The sequence below is a fragment of the Vibrio cyclitrophicus genome, from assembly GCA_023206055.1.
Classification (GTDB): domain Bacteria; phylum Pseudomonadota; class Gammaproteobacteria; order Enterobacterales; family Vibrionaceae; genus Vibrio; species Vibrio cyclitrophicus_A.
This window is the reverse complement of sequence record CP065366.1, coordinates 1,540,243-1,558,181: the sequence shown is the minus strand read 5'-3', so window position 1 is coordinate 1,558,181 and position 17,939 is coordinate 1,540,243. Positions and strand designations below refer to the sequence as shown.

At 43.5% G+C, this 17,939-nt stretch carries 14 protein-coding genes; 10 read left to right on the top strand and 4 right to left on the bottom strand.

Going from position 1 to position 17,939, the window contains the following annotated elements; all coding sequences use genetic code 11:
* Positions 1 to 106 precede the first annotated feature (106 nt).
* From ITG09_07020 to ITG09_07010, 3 genes are all read left to right on the top strand, one after another.
* Positions 107 to 2,050: a cyclic nucleotide-binding domain-containing protein gene (locus tag ITG09_07020; protein UPR53368.1), complete on the top strand. Its 1,944-nt coding sequence runs from the start codon at positions 107 to 109 to the stop codon at positions 2,048 to 2,050.
* Positions 2,043 to 2,540, top strand: a complete 498-nt coding sequence (locus tag ITG09_07015) for a response regulator (protein UPR53367.1) — start codon at positions 2,043 to 2,045, stop codon at positions 2,538 to 2,540. The genes ITG09_07020 and ITG09_07015 overlap by 8 nt, the downstream gene beginning before the upstream one ends.
* Positions 2,541 to 2,827: 287 nt before the next feature.
* Positions 2,828 to 3,370 (top strand): hypothetical protein, encoded by a 543-nt coding sequence (locus tag ITG09_07010; protein UPR53366.1) that lies wholly within the window; start codon positions 2,828 to 2,830, stop codon positions 3,368 to 3,370.
* A gap of 131 nt (positions 3,371 to 3,501) precedes the next feature.
* Here the strand turns inward: ITG09_07010 and ITG09_07005 are convergent, their stop codons facing one another.
* A complete protein-coding gene (locus ITG09_07005; GenBank protein ID UPR53365.1) occupies positions 3,502 to 4,083 on the bottom strand; it encodes a TfoX/Sxy family DNA transformation protein in 582 nt (193 codons plus the stop codon).
* 358 nt (positions 4,084 to 4,441) lie between these two features.
* On the opposite strand from ITG09_07005, the gene ITG09_07000 reads away from it, so the two are divergent.
* From ITG09_07000 to ITG09_06980, 5 genes are all read left to right on the top strand, one after another.
* Positions 4,442 to 5,362, top strand: coding sequence for an HDOD domain-containing protein (locus tag ITG09_07000; protein ID UPR53364.1), 921 nt, complete (start codon positions 4,442 to 4,444; stop codon positions 5,360 to 5,362).
* Between the two features lie 54 nt (positions 5,363 to 5,416).
* Positions 5,417 to 6,322, top strand: a complete 906-nt coding sequence (locus ITG09_06995) for a lysine exporter LysO family protein (protein UPR53363.1) — start codon at positions 5,417 to 5,419, stop codon at positions 6,320 to 6,322.
* A 174-nt stretch (positions 6,323 to 6,496) separates the two neighbouring features.
* Positions 6,497 to 7,024, top strand: a complete 528-nt coding sequence (locus ITG09_06990) for a hypothetical protein (GenBank protein ID UPR53362.1) — start codon at positions 6,497 to 6,499, stop codon at positions 7,022 to 7,024.
* 118 nt (positions 7,025 to 7,142) lie between these two features.
* Positions 7,143 to 8,786 (top strand): putative pyridoxal-dependent aspartate 1-decarboxylase, encoded by a 1,644-nt coding sequence (panP, locus tag ITG09_06985; GenBank protein UPR53361.1) that lies wholly within the window; start codon positions 7,143 to 7,145, stop codon positions 8,784 to 8,786.
* A gap of 359 nt (positions 8,787 to 9,145) precedes the next feature.
* Positions 9,146 to 10,000, top strand: a complete 855-nt coding sequence (locus tag ITG09_06980) for a MurR/RpiR family transcriptional regulator (protein UPR53360.1) — start codon at positions 9,146 to 9,148, stop codon at positions 9,998 to 10,000.
* Between the two features lie 123 nt (positions 10,001 to 10,123).
* Here ITG09_06980 and ITG09_06975 read toward each other — a convergent pair whose 3' ends face one another.
* Positions 10,124 to 11,416 carry an iron-containing alcohol dehydrogenase gene (locus ITG09_06975; GenBank protein UPR53359.1) on the bottom strand — a complete coding sequence of 431 codons (1,293 nt, stop codon included), beginning with the start codon at positions 11,414 to 11,416 and terminating at the stop codon, positions 10,124 to 10,126.
* Between the two features lie 406 nt (positions 11,417 to 11,822).
* Here ITG09_06975 and ITG09_06970 point away from each other — a divergent pair, with 406 nt between their 5' ends.
* Both ITG09_06970 and ITG09_06965 read left to right on the top strand, forming a co-directional pair.
* A complete protein-coding gene (locus ITG09_06970) occupies positions 11,823 to 12,086 on the top strand; it encodes a GrxA family glutaredoxin (GenBank protein ID UPR53358.1) in 264 nt (87 codons plus the stop codon).
* 245 nt (positions 12,087 to 12,331) lie between these two features.
* Positions 12,332 to 14,014 carry an aspartate:alanine antiporter gene (locus tag ITG09_06965; GenBank protein UPR53357.1) on the top strand — a complete coding sequence of 561 codons (1,683 nt, stop codon included), beginning with the start codon at positions 12,332 to 12,334 and terminating at the stop codon, positions 14,012 to 14,014.
* A gap of 186 nt (positions 14,015 to 14,200) precedes the next feature.
* Here the strand turns inward: ITG09_06965 and ITG09_06960 are convergent, their stop codons facing one another.
* On the bottom strand, positions 14,201 to 15,403 hold the full coding sequence (locus tag ITG09_06960) for a trans-2-enoyl-CoA reductase family protein (protein UPR53356.1): 1,203 nt from the start codon (positions 15,401 to 15,403) through the stop codon (positions 14,201 to 14,203).
* A gap of 209 nt (positions 15,404 to 15,612) precedes the next feature.
* A complete protein-coding gene (locus ITG09_06955; protein ID UPR53355.1) occupies positions 15,613 to 17,895 on the bottom strand; it encodes an acyl-CoA dehydrogenase in 2,283 nt (760 codons plus the stop codon).
* Between the last annotated feature and the right edge of the window lie 44 nt (positions 17,896 to 17,939).

Genomic DNA, 17,939 nt, shown 5'->3' with positions numbered 1-17,939 from the left:
TCTATTGCTCGATACTTCGATTGCCTCAATAAATTAACGGCTAGCTCTCATCCTTATTCGGCGGTTCTTGCTAGGCTAGAAGCGTCGCTACTATTAAGGTTGAGCTGTGAATCAATACGCTGTTATCTGTTTAGACAATAATCCGGTTAGCATTGAAAGAATACGTTCGGAGCTGGCTCCGTTGGCTTCTGTATTCGATATTTATACTGCCGAGAACATAGAAGACGCACATCACGCATTAGAAGATATCCATGATCACAACCAAACCGTTGCCTTGGTGATCACTCATCATCATTCTGAATTTAATGGCGTACAATTTCTTATTGAACTTGAACAGCTACCCCATAGTAATACCGCAAGAACGATATTAGTCAGCGCCTCGTCAGACATTCAATCCATTCTAACCGCTGTGAATGAAGGTCGACTCAATCACTGTCTAACCAAACCGGTTCAAGATCAGGTTCTATTCAAATCAGCGCAAAAAGAGCTGACTTCTTTTGTTATCCAATATGACTCAGAAAACCTGCTCTCTTACAGTGATGCATTGGATCAACAGCGCTTACTCAGAGCGCACATTGAACAAAAGATTCACTCTTTCCAATCGGGGTTCATTCACGACTACCACCAGCTTTCTGATAATGCCCTCGCTGAACGTGTCGTCAATGCCTTACAAGATGTGTTTTCAAAAGATGACAAAACTAAGGCCATTCGTGACTACTCCCCCGAGCATCTGCTCACTGTGGAAGGCGAAGACAATCGTTTTTTATGGCTGATCATTGAGGGTGAAGCGGCTCTTTATAAGAAAGATGAACTTGGGCAACAGCGAGAAGTGGTTCGTCACTCTAAGGGAAACATTGTCGGCGGGATGTCGTTTGTGACTGGTGAGCCTTCGTTTTCTACCGCGATAACCTTAACGCAAACACGCGTTATCAAGCTGGATAAAGATAGCTTTGCTCAAGTGATGCATTCAAACAATACCCTGCTGCCACTATTTACTAATCTGCTGCTCCGTCACTTCAATCGCCGTTTGCAACGAAGCATCACCAATAAGATCAAGCTGCAACAAACACTTGAATCGTTAGAGTCCGCACATCAACAATTGATTGAGAAAGAGAAGATGGCGATGCTGGGTCAACTTGTTGCGGGAGTCGCACATGAGCTAAATAACCCGATTGCCGCTATCTTACGAAGTATTGAAACTCTGTCAGAACATCTCGACCAGATATTGGCAAACCTATCCGTTCCAGAGTCCAATAAAGGGACTGACGTGCTAGCGCATTCAAAATTAGCCAAGCCACTATCAACAGCTCAAGAAAGACAGCTCGTAAAACATCTGACCTCAACGATCGATGACCGAGCTCTAGCAAAAAAGGCAGTGAGACTAAACCTAAGCCAAGATTCTACGGTGCTAGACACATTAAAAGAGTCTCCAGTAGCAGGCAAAGAGCTGCTCAATGACTTAGAACACTACCACTATGTGGGAAACTCTATTCGCTCAATTCAAGTGTGCAGTAAGCGTATTGCCGATATGGTCAAAAGCCTAAAAAGCTATGCCAGAGAAGATGAAGAAGTTCGCCACTACACAGATATCCACGAAGGGCTTGAAGATACCTTAGTAATCTTTGAAAACAGGCTCAAACATCACCAACTCGAAAAGCATTACGACACTGACTTACCGCCCTTATTGTGCCAGTCGCTCTCACTGCAACAAGTGTGGACCAACCTCATTTCCAATGCGCTCGATGCCCTTTCTGAACGAGGGAAAGTGTCCATTGCTACCTCCCAACAGACTAAAGGCGACGACACGTTTCTTGTAGTGCAAATTTCCGATACTGGACACGGCATTGCCAAAGAAGACATCAACACCATTTTCAACCCAAATTTCACGACCAAAAAAGAAGGCAACTTTGGTTTAGGGATTGGGTTATCCATTTCTCAACAAATCGTTTCGGCTCATCAAGGTTTTATTTTGGTGGAGTCAGAGGTAGGTAGCTACACAAATATGCAAGTGTGGCTTCCATTCAAACAAGAAGGAGCACCTCATGAATAAGTACCTAATTTTATGTGTCGATGATGAGCCTGAAGTTCTCAACAGTGTCCTTCAAGACTTAGCGCCATTTGAAGAAAACTTTATTGTTGAAGGAGCCGAATCGGTCGATGAAGCCAAACAAGTAATCAAAGAAATGGGCCAAGATGGTATTAAGCTCGCCTTAATTTTATGCGACCACATCATGCCGGACAAAACAGGGATCGATTTTCTGATAGAACTCAACCAACACGACGTGACTAAGCCAACACGTAAGCTGTTGCTTACCGGACAAGCTGGACTTGAAGATACTGTCACGGCCATTAACAACGCTGCGCTGGATTTCTATATTTCAAAACCTTGGCAAGGCGACCAACTGAGAGACACGATTAATCAACAACTGACTGATTATGTCATTGCCAACGACAAGCAATTACTTAACTGGACTTCCATCTTAGATACCGAGCGTATACTGACTTCAATGGCCGATAAACGCGCCAGCTTTGGTGAATAGCGCTAATTGATTAATAGACATTAAGAAAAGCGATATCCGATATAAGAACCGCCCTAACACATACAAATTTTGAATGATTAGCTGGTCAATTTTTCTTATTCGCCCTAAAACATGAGATCTCCGTTACAGACTGATCCTTAATTTGCTTGTTTTTTAACTAAATGATTAAGGATTTACATTTTAATGGATTACTTTTCCGTGAGTTAGATTAAACTGTCTCAATGTTTATGGTTTGCCGATTTGTCTCAAACCAAAGGAATTAACACTAATATAGGTTTACGGTCGTTATGCGCAAAATTCTACTTACTACCGCTATGCTATTGGCTTCTGGTCAAGCACTAGCTGTTGATGAACAACCACAGGTAATGAGCAACTTTAATTATGATTACTTTGAAGCACGTATCGGTGCTAGCCCAGTAACATTTGGTGGTGCGTTCAGTAAGTCAATTCACCCAAACGCTCACGCTATAGCACGTATCGATTCAGAATTTGAAGGTGATTACGACTCAGCTGTAGGTCTTGGTTTCCACGCTCCATTAAACAACTGGGCAGACCTAACAGGTGAAATGCTAGCTCGTATCGTTCAGCCTGAGAACTCAAGCTCTACTGATATCGGTATGGAAATCAACATTGGTGTTCGCCAATGGCTTGGTCCACAACTAGAAGTTGGTGGTAAAGGTGGTTACGTTTCTATCGATGACAACGATGATTGGACAGGTTCTGTTTACGCGCGTTTCCACTCTACAGAGCTTTTCTCTCTAGGCGCTGAAGCTCGTATTAACGACTTCTACGGTGATCAACTTATGTTCACCGCTCGCTTCAAGTACTAAGACTTAAAGCCAAACTAGCTCTTAATGAGCACTTAGCTTCTCAAACTTGCTAAGACAGAAACAAAAAAACCGAGGACATTCCTCGGTTTTTATTTATTAACAGTAATCTTAAGCATATAAGGCAAACTTCTTTAGTGGCAGCTCTTTAGTAATTGCTGCTTGCGTGGCTCTTGTAATAGTTTCCAGTGAATACCATCAATTGCACCCGCAAATTTCCAAAGTAGTTTTAGGTCAACATCGTTTCCGTACGCTTCGCGAACCTTATTAAACACTTCAGGCGCGCCCAACTGCATAAACATTGAAACATCATCCACACCCGCCTTTTTAACCATGCGCTCTAACGTAAGCTGCATGTTTGGTAGATCTCTTAATCTACGGCTAGCTGATGATTTCTTGAAGCTACGCTGCTGAATTGAATTATCGATTGAAGTACGAATAATACTATCCAATTCAGGATGTTCACATGTAAACAGATCCGTAATGTCGTAATAGTTTACGGTAGCTGTTGTCTGTTTTTTTACATGACGATACTTTTCACAATCAAGACCCGTCAGTTTTTTATCTAATGACTTTCCACCTCTAATGAATAAACAACCTTCACTCAACAAAGCGAACATAGCGTCATTTTGAAAGAGGCCAATACCTCCAAACATAGAACGTTTTTGATGCTCACCAAATTGATTCACGTAATTAATAAATGCTGTCTCGGTCATATCCGTTGATCCTTAATCAAATTACCCCGATTAGGTTGATCACCAGACAAGCAGCTTTTTATGCGAAAAATTTTTAATCTATTTTGTTATTCTTTAGGTGAATATTATGATTGCGTTTTCCACCTTTAAATAAATGATACTTCGAAAAGAAAAATAAGTCTGGACTTAGTTCACATCAATCAATTGTGTATTCCGGTTTTTCATGATTGACATCACAGTAAACTATCAAACTACACTCAAATTTGAACACCTAGTGATACACCGGTTCAAATTATTATAGGTTATGTAGATGGGTGAGTATTGCCTCGCAGCATCGTGGCTTGTAAAATGGCAGGACCGACCTGTTTTTACTTTTTATATGAATCATTTATCGTTTTTCTGGCTACCACAAAATAAGGCTCTTCTCTTAAAGGGCCTAGAATCAGAGTTTGCCCAACTTGTTGGGCATTCTATCTCAGCGGGAAAAATAACACTTCCTCCTATCCCTAACGTTGTACTGAAGATCCAAACGCTTTGTACTCTTGAATCGACCGGGATTGCTGAAGTTGCCGAGTGCTTACTCGAAGACCCAGGCCTCACTGCTATAGTCATTCGTGTGGCTAATTCTGTCGTCTTTAACCGACGTAATATTACTTGTGTTGACATAATGACGGCTGTATCACGCCTTGGCATATTAAGAGTGCGTGACATCGTGACAGCTCAGGCTATTGAGCAACTCAAACACTCCGTAAACCTCAGTAAAGAGTGTAATAAGTTATTGGTTCAGAGCGCTTCTGTATCAAAAGAGCTAGGCGCCACTATGGTACTAGTGACCAACGGTTTTAAAGAACTCTCCCCTATTGAATACCGTTATCTTGAACATGAAAAATCACTGCTTGTTGGATTATTGGCTGACATTGGATTGTTCTGTTTGGTTAGCGAATACCACCTTTACCTCGAAAATGGCAATTACCTAGATCACGACATCGCTCTACAAATCTTCCAAGGCCAATGTTCTGCTACCAGTAAATTGGTGCTTAACCGTTGGGGCTTCGACAGCGACTTCATTGATGTGTGCAGCAATACCATCAATAACCATGAACAACGTGAAGTGTCTTACTTGGATATCGCTCGAATCGCTAACCACCTGCTGATGTTCAGAAACAAGGATGAGAACATCGATGATCACGAAGTTGAACTTAACGTGACGGGTGCAGAGGTGCTTTATAATTTAAGCAACTTGAGCAAACATGATTTTAATGCAAAGCTAAGCGACGTGATCAATACTAGCGGCTTCTAAGTCACTGTTAAATTACGAATAAATGTAATATGAAGTAAATGCAATGGGGAAAGCATGTTTACAGGGATGATCTTTATATTTGCGCCACTCGTCGTGGGGTATCTTTTTGCAATTTCGAACGCTCAGACATTAGAATTTATCAACCGCTCAACATCTCGGTTGATCTATGTAATCCTGGCGTTAATGGGGCTAAGTTTAGCCGCCCTTGATAACCTAGGCAGTAACCTACAGACAATACTTCTTTATACCGTCACTTTCTTTGTCTGTTTAAGCGCATGCAATCTAATGGCGTTGCCTGCAATCGATAAATTACTGCCACTGAAAACCGACAGTAGCAAGAAGAAGCTTCCCCTCTCTTCGATGGCGATGGAGTCTGCCAAACTGATCTTGGTGGTGGGTTCAGGGTTAATCGCTGGCTTAGTGCTACCTATTGGCCTCGATTGGGTTGACACCGCAAGCGAATGGATTCTGTTTGTTCTTCTGTTCTTTATCGGCATTCAACTGCGTAATAGCGGACTAACACTTCGTCAGATTTTACTCAACAAGCACGGTATGGTTATCGCAATCACAATTATCATCACCTCAATGTTAGGTGGTGTAATCGCGGCTTATATCCTAGACATCCCTCTGTTCAAAGCCTTGGCAATGTCTTCTGGGTTTGGTTGGTATTCTCTGGCTGGTATCTTAATGGGTGACGCCTTTGGCCCTGTCTATGGCGGCGCTTCTTTCATGCTTGAACTGTTAAGAGAATTGGTTGCCTTGGTACTGATTCCAGTGCTGATTCGTAGCTACCCGTGCACTTCCATTGGTTATGCTGGTGCTACTGCGATGGACTTTACCTTACCGGTCATTCAAACAACAGGCGGCGTTCGATGTGTGCCTATCGCTATCGTCAGTGGCTTTATCCTAAGCTTGCTTGTTCCGATATTGATGTTGTTCTTTGTATCTCTTGCTAACTAGATCGCAGGAATGGCGTTTGTTTTAGATTAGAATGCAACTCGAATACCAATGCCCGAGACACCGATACAGTTACCGAAATAAAAAGACACTAAGTGTCATTGCTCAACAAATAACGATCACGGTAACCTGTAACGACAAAGTTATAAAAAGAATAAACTTACAAAAGGAACCACTATGAAACGCCTTTGCGTCGCATTACTGCTAGCTTCAACTTCTACTTTCTCTTTTGCAGCAGATTCAATGTCTGAAACAAACCAGTGCCAAGCAAAAAAATATGATGCGTACATCGACGCATCTTTGAATTGGTATGCCGACCTTGCTGCATTAACCTCTGAGCAATACCCAGAACTAACAGAAGTAAGTGAGTGGTTCCTAGAAGGTCGTAAGCACCACTTCGAGCTTAGTCGCGCTGCGGTAAACTACTACCTTGTGAACGATTCAAGCAAAGTTGCAACAGAGCAATCAGTAGAAGGCTGGCTGCAACTAGAGCAACACGACATTAAAACACTATCAACACGTGATGATGAACTTGGTCAAATCGCGAAAACAACGTTCGACGACCGCCAATCGACACCTCACGCTCAAAACTACGAATTGCGCTCTGCCTTTGCTGAATTGCTTAGCCACCCTAAGCAAATCGACACAGCGCTTCAACGCTACAACCAGTCGATTGCTAAGCTTGAAGCAATTAAGTGTAAATAACCCTTTATTTACTATGCTTTTGTGAGAAGTTGGATTTCATAATTAAGACGGGACATTGTTCCCGTTTTCGTTTAGATTGTCCCGCTCGCGTCAATATTAGAAAAATAACTCGCTTGCTATGGTTACGGAACAAAAAACAGCAGATGTTAGCTTCGACAGTCTTCTACGTATCTTCACGGTACCTGAAGGCCCAGATTCAACACTCACTCAAATTGAAGACAAACTTTCACGAAACCTGAATCAATTCTTACGTGAACATATTGTGGCTGAAGAAAAGCCGCTGCGTGAAATTGAGAAAGATTTTTCAAATGCTCATATACCAGAGCAGCCTGAGTTTGTTTCTGAACATACTGAGCATCTCCTCGATTCTCTTGTGTCTCATTCGGTTCACACGTCTTCGCCAAGTTTCATTGGCCACATGACCTCTGCCCTGCCGTACTTCCTGATGCCGCTTTCAAAAATCATGATCGCGTTGAATCAGAATCTAGTAAAAATCGAGACCTCAAAAGCTTTCACTCCCCTAGAGCGTCAAGTTCTGGGCATGTTACATCGCCTGATTTATCAAGATAGCGATCAGTTTTATTCTCGTTGGATGCACAGTGCAAACCACTCTTTAGGTGCGTTTTGTTCTGGCGGTACCATCGCGAACATTACTGCGCTTTGGGTGGCACGTAACAATGCACTAAAAGCGCAAGGTTCGTTCAAAGGTGTGGAAAAAGAAGGCTTGTTTAAAGCCATGAAGCACTACGACTACGAAGGCCTAGCAATCTTAGTCTCTGAACGCGGTCACTACTCTCTGAAAAAAGCTGCAGATGTTCTTGGCATCGGCCAAGAAGGTCTAGTATCGGTTAAAACGGATAACGACAACCGCATTTGCACTGACGATCTAAGACTAAAGATCGAGCAGCTTAAACAGAACAAGATAAAACCTTTCGCCGTTATTGGTGTGGCAGGTACAACCGAAACCGGTAACATCGACCCGCTAAGAGACATTGCTGAAGTGTGTGCCGAGTCAGATTGTCATTTCCACGTTGATGCTGCTTGGGGCGGTGCGACTTTGATGTCTAACAATCATCGTCACCTGCTTGATGGTATCGAATTAGCTGATTCAGTCACGATTGACGCGCATAAACAGCTTTATATCCCTATGGGTGCGGGTATGGTTCTGTTTAAAAAACCAGACGCAATGACTGCCATTGAACATCATGCTCAATATATTTTGCGTAAAGGGTCTAAAGATCTTGGCAGCCATACGTTAGAAGGCTCTCGCTCAGGCATGGCCATGCTGGTTTATGCTTCGATGCACATCATCAGCCGCCCTGGTTATGAGCTACTGATCGACCAGAGTATTAACAAAGCGCGCTACTTTGCCGACCTAATTAAGCAACAAAATGATTTTGAGTTGGTATCAGAGCCTGAACTTTGCCTACTGACTTACCGCTATGTACCTGAATCAGTTAAAGCTGCACTGCTTAAAGCTGAGCCTGAACATCGTGTCGAACTGAATGAGTTGCTCAATGAGCTGACTAAGTTTATTCAGAAGAAGCAGCGTGAAACAGGTAAGTCTTTCGTGTCACGTACACGCTTAAACCCTGAAGTCTGGGCACATCAGCCAATCATCGTTTTCCGTGTAGTGTTAGCGAACCCACTCACTGGCAACGACATTCTTTCTTCGGTACTTGAAGAACAGCGCGAAATATCGACACTAGCCCCTAACTTGATGGGTAAAATCACCAAATTGGTTACGCAAATCAATGCATAGTCATTCAATTTTAGTTGCATCAAATTGAAAATTTCTTTCTTTTTGATGTAACTAAGCTGTCAGTTCGTACTCAATTTGCATTCTTTTTACTCAAAATCTCTTCCAGTTCTGTAGTTTTCTAAAATTTTGTTGAGGTTTGTCATATTCTTAAGCATTCATGCCGTGTTTTTGTATTAGTAAATAGTATGTTGGGTTTATACTGACTCTATGGTGCTAGTTAGCTTGATATCTATTTGAAGCAGCGGTATTTACATGCCAAAGAATATTTTGAGTCATGTTTTACTGATATTTGTTTCAGCCATACCCCCTGGTAAAAAGATATTAACTAGCAAGTTGTTCTCTATACCCTTGTGAACACTATGAATACATTAGAAAAAATACAAAAAAACCTGGAAAATTTCAGCAAGTCTGAGCGTAAGGTAGCCGAAGTAATTATGGCTTCCCCTCAAACTGCAATTCATTCTAGCATTGCTACCTTAGCTAAAATGGCTGACGTGAGTGAGCCAACAGTTAACCGCTTCTGTCGTCGTTTAGACACAAAGGGCTTCCCTGACTTTAAACTTCACCTAGCTCAAAGCTTGGCGAACGGTACACCTTACGTGAACCGTAACGTTGAAGAAGATGATGGCCCAGATGCTTATACACACAAGATTTTCGAATCGACTATGGCTTGTTTAGACGTTGCTAAAAACAGTCTCGACGCGATGCAAGTAAACCGTGCGGTTGACTTGCTGACTCAAGCAAAACGCATTTCGTTCTTCGGACTGGGTGCTTCTTCTGCTGTAGCCAAAGATGCTCAAAATAAGTTCATCCGTTTTAATATTCCGATCACATGTTTCGAAGACATCGTGATGCAACGAATGAGCTGCATTAACTGCAGTGATAACGACGTTATCGTTCTTATCTCTCATACAGGCCGAACTAAAAGCCAAGTTGAGATCGCGAACTTAGCGCGTGAAAACGGCGCGACAGTTATTGCTATCACAGCAAAAGATTCTCCACTAGATAAAGCGAGCTCGCTGTCTATCTCGTTGGATGTACCGGAAGACACTGACGTTTACATGCCAATGGCAAGCCGCGTTGTTCAGATGACGGTTATCGACGTGTTAGCGACAGGCTTCACGCTTCGTCGTGGTTCTGGCTTCAGAGAGAACCTAAAGCGTGTGAAAGAGTCACTTCGTGATTCACGTTACGAGAAATACTCTCAGTTCTAGTCTGCCTAGTCATGAACTGAAAACACATGACCAGAGAACAAGTTGAATTAAAAAACGGAGCCTAGCGCTCCGTTTTTATTTGTCTGTATAAAATGACTTATACAACGAAAAAGTTTAAGACCGCTAAATAGTCCAGCTATTGCCCTTCTCAACCACACTGTTTTCAGACGCATAAGAGTTAATAATAGTAAAACTAGACTCGACAGCAGGCTCTTGCCCAACTTGATTCATTGAAGCCTCTTCATGCTCCCCCTCTCCACAACTGCACTTCTCGCAAACCTGCTTGAGAATATGTACGAGCCTCTCTTGGTTCAATGGCAAAGGGTTTCCTTTAATCGCCACTGACTTGAGCGCATCGGCAGACACCTCATCAAATTGGGCTTCACAGACACCAAATTCCAGTAAGTTGGGTAACTTAAGCGTATCAAGCACTTCAGATAACCAAGTAATTGCGTCTTCTTGTTTTGCTTCTACGTTACCTGTCACTATCTGAGCGATTCTCTGATAACGCGTTAGGATGTCACTTCTTTGCTGCTCTTCCGCGACAGCAATGTTTTCTAACATCACAAACGGCGCTAAACGTGCGGTAATCACACTATGAGGCGCAGAAATCTTGCCTCCTAGTGCCGAGGCTAAACCATGAGCAGCACCAAGCTTAGCATTAGTGATTGCCATTCCACCAAGCATTGAGGCAAACGCTAGATCACAACGTGCTTGTGGTTCATCATCAATACATGCTCGAACCACAGATGCACTCAATTTACGCAACCCTTCCTCGCAAATCATATCGGTTAGCGGGTTAGGTTCACCACACACATAGGCTTCCATTAAATGAGTAAATGCATCCATCGCTCCACGCCCTGATAAATACAGATTGGTGCCATGAGTTAAAGTAGGGTCGACAATCGCAACGTCAGCCAGCATGTCAGGGCTTCTAAGGCTGATTTTTACTTGGTCTTGGCCTGATTTCAGCACCGCGTTTTTAGTGACCTCCGCGCCGGTACTCGCTGTGGTTGGAATAGCGACAAACGGTAGAGGTTTGGTTTTAAGAGGAACATTACGCCCGACCACTTCAACATAGTCATACAAGTTGCCTTGATTAGGTAAAACCGCGGCTAACGCTTTTCCCATATCGATGGCACTGCCACCACCCATCGCGACGACCATGTCTGGCTTAAATCGACGAGCAGAAATAGCCGCCTCTTCAACCATTTTGATATTAGGTTCACCGGAAACGGCAATGTGTTGATACCGCATACTCTGCGCATCCAGATAGTCAGTAACAATTGAAGTGCGCTCTAGTGTATTGCCTGTAACCAATAGCACGCTGTAGCCGTATTGATTAAAGAGAGACAATGAAGCGGAAAGTGCTCCATCACCAAAGATGATCTTTGTAGATGTCATAAATTGAAACATGGTGCCTCCTGCGCCTATGACCGAACAAAACTGCGAACTCTTGGTTGTTGGAATTTATCCTTTATATCGTACATCTGTATTAAGATGACTCGTTCTGTATGAGCTTTTTTTGACAAGGTGCAACTTGTCGCATTAAAGATGGATTAATATCGTATTTTTAGAGGTAATTCACACTCTTAAATTAAGGGTAATCAATCCAGATACCCATCAGGAATCAGCATGGATCCTTTTTGTGACCATTATTTGCTCTGATAGACAAAACCTATTGTATTAAGAGGTAATTCCATCTTTATTTCCCCATGGCATTGAGGCATAGTTGGTTTTAAGAAATTTTGAGTGGCATTCACTAAAGAATAGTTAACATAATCGAGTTAACGAGCCTCATCCCGTATTTAGGAGAAATTAAATGTTTGTAGTTATTTTTGGTCGCCCTGCTTGCCCATTCTGTGTTCGTGCAAAAGAGCATGCTGAAACTCTTAAAGCTAAACGCGATGACTTCAACTACCGTTACGTTGACATCCACGCTGAAGGTATCAGCAAGGCAGATCTAGAGAAGACTGTTGGTAAACCTGTAGACACAGTGCCACAAATCTTCATCGACCAAGACCACATCGGCGGCTGCACAGAATTTGAAGCATACGCAAAAGAAAACCTAGGTCTTTTCGACTAAGCTAGAATTACACGAGAATCTAGGCTAAGGCCTTAAACAGCTGACCCATTTAAGCGTTAGACTGTACGATTTGTAGAAAGCCCGCTCACTGTAGCGGGCTTTTTCATGACCAGTTTCCATACGAAATAAGAATAAGGTCAAAATAAAGTAAATTAGCAAAATATCGCTTATAATTTATTTATATTTAGATACAATTCACCTCTCAAACTTACCCTGTGTTTCACGCCAATTATTGAGCGACCACTGTGAATATCGACGTTGTTTTTCTGTTAGAACAAAACCCCATTCTCCTCATCTTTGTTGTTTTATCTATTGGTTTAGCCATTGGTAAAATTCGTTTCGGTAGCCTCCAACTCGGTAATTCAATTGGTGTTCTGATTACTTCTCTTGTCATGGGACATCTTGGTTTTTCTTTTAACCCTGATGCACTCACCATTGGTTTTATGTTATTCATCTACTGTGTGGGCATTGAAGCAGGGCCAAACTTCTTCGGTATCTTCTTTAGAGATGGTAAACATTACCTAATTCTTAGCCTTGTAGTACTTTCTACGGCAATCGCTCTAACCTATTTCAGTAGTCATTACCTCGGCCTAGGCTTTGGATTGTCTGCCGGCATGATGGCTGGCGCTCTTACAGCAACACCAATCCTTGTAGGTGCGCAAGACGCCTTGAATTCTGGGCTTGCTGAAGTGCCAAGGAATATGGACTTGAGCCTGATTATCGAAAACCTTTCTGTCGGTTATGCGATGGCTTACTTGGTTGGCTTAATCAGTATGATCATGTTCGCTCGATTGATTCCAAAGCTACAAAAAGTAAATCTACACGACTCGGCCGAGCAGATAGCTCAAGAGCGTGGTTTAGGTGCATCTGGTCAACGTAAGGTTTATCTTCCTATCATTCGTGCTTACCGCGTGGGACCTGAGCTTATCTCTTGGACCGACGGTAAGAACCTGCGTGAATTAGGTATCTATCGCCAAACAGGCTGTTACATCGAACGTATTCGTCGTAACGGTATTCTTGCCCACCCTGATGGTGACGCAATTTTGCAAGAAGGCGATGAGATCGCATTGGTTGGTTTCCCAGATAGCCACGCTCGTCTAGATCCAAGTTTCCGTAACGGTAAAGAGGTCTTCGACCGTAACCTTCTCGATCTACGTATCGTAGAAGAAGAGATCGTCGTTAAAAGTGACAATATCGCAGGTAAACGTCTTTCAGATCTCAATCTGTCTGAATATGGCTGTTTCCTTAACCGCGTAGTTCGAGCTCAGATTGAAATGCCGATGGACTTAAACATTGTGCTTTCTAAAGGTGATGTCCTACAGGTAAGTGGTGAAAAGAGTCGTGTTCACGGCCTAGCAGAGAAAATTGGTTTCATCTCGATCCACAGCCAAATGGCAGACTTGATGGCTTTCTGTAGCTTCTTCATTCTGGGTATTTTGTTTGGTTTGATCACCATGACATTCGGTCAGGTATCGTTTGGACTAGGTAACGCGGTTGGCCTGCTTCTATCAGGCATCATGCTTGGTTTCCTACGAGCGAACCACCCTACCTTTGGTTACGTGCCTCAAGGGGCGTTGAATATGGTCAAAGACCTGGGTTTGATGTTCTTTATGGTCGGTATCGGGTTGAGCGCCGGTGGCAAGATATTTGAGCACTTAACCCAAGTTGGCCCACAGGTCATTGGTATTGCTCTGGTGGTGAGTGTACTGCCAGTATTCTTCGCTTACTTGGTCGGCGCTTATGTGCTGAAGATGAATCGAGCTCTATTGTTTGGTGCCATCATTGGTGCGCGAACCTGTGCTCCAGCAATGGACATCGTAAACGACCATGCTCGCTCAACCATTCCTGCTCTGGGTTATGCAGGTACCTATGCGATAGCCAATATATTGATGACCTTAGCAGGTACTTTCATCATCATAATTAGCTAGCTTATTCAGCGTTATAGATTAGATATTTTAAATGCACTAGTTCTTGTTTGGATTAGTGCATTTTTTATGACTTCTTTTCTCTCACTTATTCTTAGAGATCGTCGTACCTCGAATCGCATATCTGCTTTTAAGACAAAAAAATAGGCGCTCAATGAGCGCCTATTTCGTTTGATTCGATTCTTCGAATTAGATGTCAGCTACATCAAATTCAACCGCTGTATCAACGTCAGCTTCGTAATCAACACCTTCAACACCGAAACCAAATAGCTTCAAGAACTCTTCTTTGTACTCTACGTAGTCAGTCAGTTCTTTCAGGTTCTCAGTTGTGATTTGAGGCCATAGGTTACGACAGTGATCTTGAATGTCTTCGCGAAGTTCTAGGTCATCTAAACGTAGACGGTTCACTTCATCAACTTCTGCTGCGCTGCCATCTTCTTTGTATAGACGCTGGCTGAACATGCGGAAGATCTGTTCCATACAACCTTCGTGAATGCCTTCTTCACGCATCTTCTTGAACACCATAGCGATGTAAAGAGGCATAACAGGGATAGCCGAGCTTGCTTGAGTCACAACAGACTTAAGAACAGCAACGTTTGCAGTACCGCCAGTTTGGCCTAGCTTCTCGTTCAGCACTGATGCTGCACGGTCTAGATCCATCTTCGCTTTACCTAGCGCGCCATCCCAGTAGATTGGCCACGTTAGTTCAGTACCAATGTAGCTGTAAGCAACAGTTTTACAACCGTCAGCTAGAACACCCGCTTCTGATAGAGCGTTGATCCAAAGTTCCCAATCCTCACCGCCCATTACAGTAACAGTGTCTTTGATCTCTTCTTCAGATGCAGGTTCAACACTTGCTTCGATGATCAGGTCTTTGTTCGTATCAACAGCCGTTGATGTGTATGTTTCACCGATAGGTTTTAGAGCTGAACGAATCACTTCGCCAGTCTCTGGCATTTTACGCACTGGAGACGCCAGTGAGTACACAACCATATCGATTTGACCTAGATCTTCTTTGATCAGATCAATTGTTTTCTGTTTCGCTTCGTTAGAGAAAGCATCGCCGTTCAGACTTTTTGAATACAGGCCTTCTTCTTTAGCAAGCTTGTCGAACGCTGCTGAGTTGTAATAGCCAGCTGTGCCCGGCTTTTTCTCAGTACCGGCTTTCTCGAAGAAAACACCGATAGTTGAAGCGCCGCCACCAAATGCAGCCGCAATACGTGAAGACAAGCCGTAGCCACTTGAAGAACCAACAACTAGTACACGTTTAGGTGCGTTTGCGATTGGGCCTTGAGCTTTTGTGTAAGCAATTTGTTCTTTTACATTAGCTTCACAACCGACTGGATGTGTTGTAGTACAGATGAATCCGCGAATTCGAGGTTTGATGATCATATTCAACTTCCTTAAAAAATCAGGTTAAGGATAAAAGTTTCGTACGCAAATGGCATCTAATTTCTGTAAAAATGTGGTGAAAATGCAAGTGGTTGGAGCACTCAGCTGATATTTGCTGACTAAGTCACCATTTGTTAACGCTTCTACTGAGACTTCTACGACAAAAACAAAAAAGGCACCTTATTAGGTGCCTTTTATCATTTCGTTATCTAAGCAACGCTATTTAGCTTAGGTTTTAACTCTTTTCGCGTCAAAGTTTCACTAAAATCATGACTGAAGTGGTCAACTTGAATCGCAGCGTAACGCAATTTATCAGCAGCCACAATTTGGTCGACTTCTTCTTGGGTTAGCACATCAGCAGCAAGCGCTTGAGCCAGTTTGTCTGCCAACAAGCCTTTACGAGCCACTTTGCCCTCTTTCACCGCTTTGAAGATCTTACGCTCCAGAGGCTTGATGCTGTACATCGCATTGAAAGCGTTCTCCATAAGGCCAACACTATCATCCTCTTCCTTGCCGATGTAGCAAAGGTGAGTCAGACGTTCACGGTGTGCGCCCGGAGTCATCAAGCTTTCAGCTAGTTGAACGGTTAGGTTATCACTTGGTTTTTCGAAGTGGTTACCAACAGGGAAGACTAGCCCTTTCAATACTTTCCCAACCATCTTGTTCGGGAAGTTACGGTACGCTTCTTGTAGTGATTTAGCCGCATTGTGGAAACAGTGTTGAACCGCGTAGTGTACGTAGTCTAGGTCCGCTTGTTGGCGGCCTTCGTCTTCATATTTCTTAAGCGCTGCAGACGCCATGTATAAGTAACTTAGACCATCACCTAAACGTGCTGAGATAAGCTCTTTACGTTTCAGTTCACCACCTAGCGTCAGCATTGCGAAATCCGCACTTACCGCAAGCGCACGGCTCAAGCGAGTTAAGTCTTGATAGTAAGGCTTCGTTGGACCGCTCATATCCGCTTTAATGAACTTAGAGCCAGTTAGTGCTGCGCCAAACGCGCCAAACGTGTTCTTAGTCGCGTGACCAATATGCTTGAACAATAAATTATCGAAGTCCTTCGCGCCTTGCTTCTCGTCTGGGTTTGCTGCCGCTTCCATTTCGCTTAGCACGTATGGATGACAACGTGTCGCTCCTTGACCAAAGATCATCAGATTACGAGTCAGGATGTTCGCACCTTCTACTGTGATAGCAACTGGAATGCCTAGGTAAGGCGCAGCCAAGTAGTTCATTGGACCATCTTGAATTGCACGACCTGAGTGGATATCCATTGAGTCATTCAGAATAGTACGCGCCATTTCTGTCATGTGATACTTCGCGATAGCCGTTACGATACCCGGCTTCTCTTTCATATCAAGTGACGTGGTTGTCAGTGTACGAGTCGCTTCTAATAGATACGTTAAGCCACCAATACGACCTAAACTATCTGCGACACCTTCAAACTTACCAATCGACATACCAAACTGCTTACGAACATAAGCGTACGCGCCGGTCGTTTTCGCCGTTAGGTGGCCCATCGCCGTGCCAAGTGCGGGTAATGAGATACCACGGCCTGCAGACAGACATTCCACCAGCATACGCCATCCTTTACCTGCGTAATCTGCGCCACCGATTAGCCATTCCATAGGAATAAATACATCGTGGCCGCGTGTTGGACCATTCATAAACGCAAGACCAAGTGGATCATGACGCTCACCAATCACAACACCTTCGTGGTCAGCTGGGATAAGTGCACAAGTGATACCGATGTCTTCTTTGTCACCCAGTAGCTTTTCTGGATCGTGAAGTTTGAAAGCCAGACCAAGTACCGTTGCCACTGGTGCTAGCGTAATGTAACGCTTGTTCCAGTTAAGCTTGATGCCTAGTGTCTCTTTGCCTTCGTGCATGCCCATACACACAGTACCGACATCCGGAATGCCACCCGCATCAGAACCCGCTTCAGGGCCTGTTAATGCGAAACATGGAATATCTGTACCGTCAGCAAGACGTGGTAGCCAGTAGTCTTTTTGCTCTTGAGTACCGTAGTGAGACAACAGCTCACCAGGCCCAAGAGAGTTTGGAACCATTACCGAAACCGCAGTACTGATACTGCGAGTCGCAATCTTGGTCACGATAGTTGAGTTGGCGTGTGCCGAAAACTCACGACCGCCGTACCCTTTCGCGATAATTAGCGAAAAGAAACGCTCTTTGCGTAAGAAGTTCCAAACTTCCTCTGGAAGGTCTCGGTCTTCTTTCACAATTTTGTGGTCATCAAGCATAGCGAGCAAGGTTTCAAGCTCATTGTCCATGAACGATTGCTCTTCTGCTGTTAGCTGAGGTTTTGGGTATTGGTGCAGCTTAGTGAAATCTGGTTTACCAGAAAACAGCTCTCCGTCCCACCACACGCTACCCGCTTCCATCGCTTCTTTCTCGGTGCTAGATAGTGGTGGTAGTACTTTTTTAAAGAGTTTAAAAGCTGGGTCACTTACCCATTTTTGTCTTAGAGAGCTCATAGTTCAGATCCTTTTGTTCACTATATTGGTTGTGAATGTTTCGC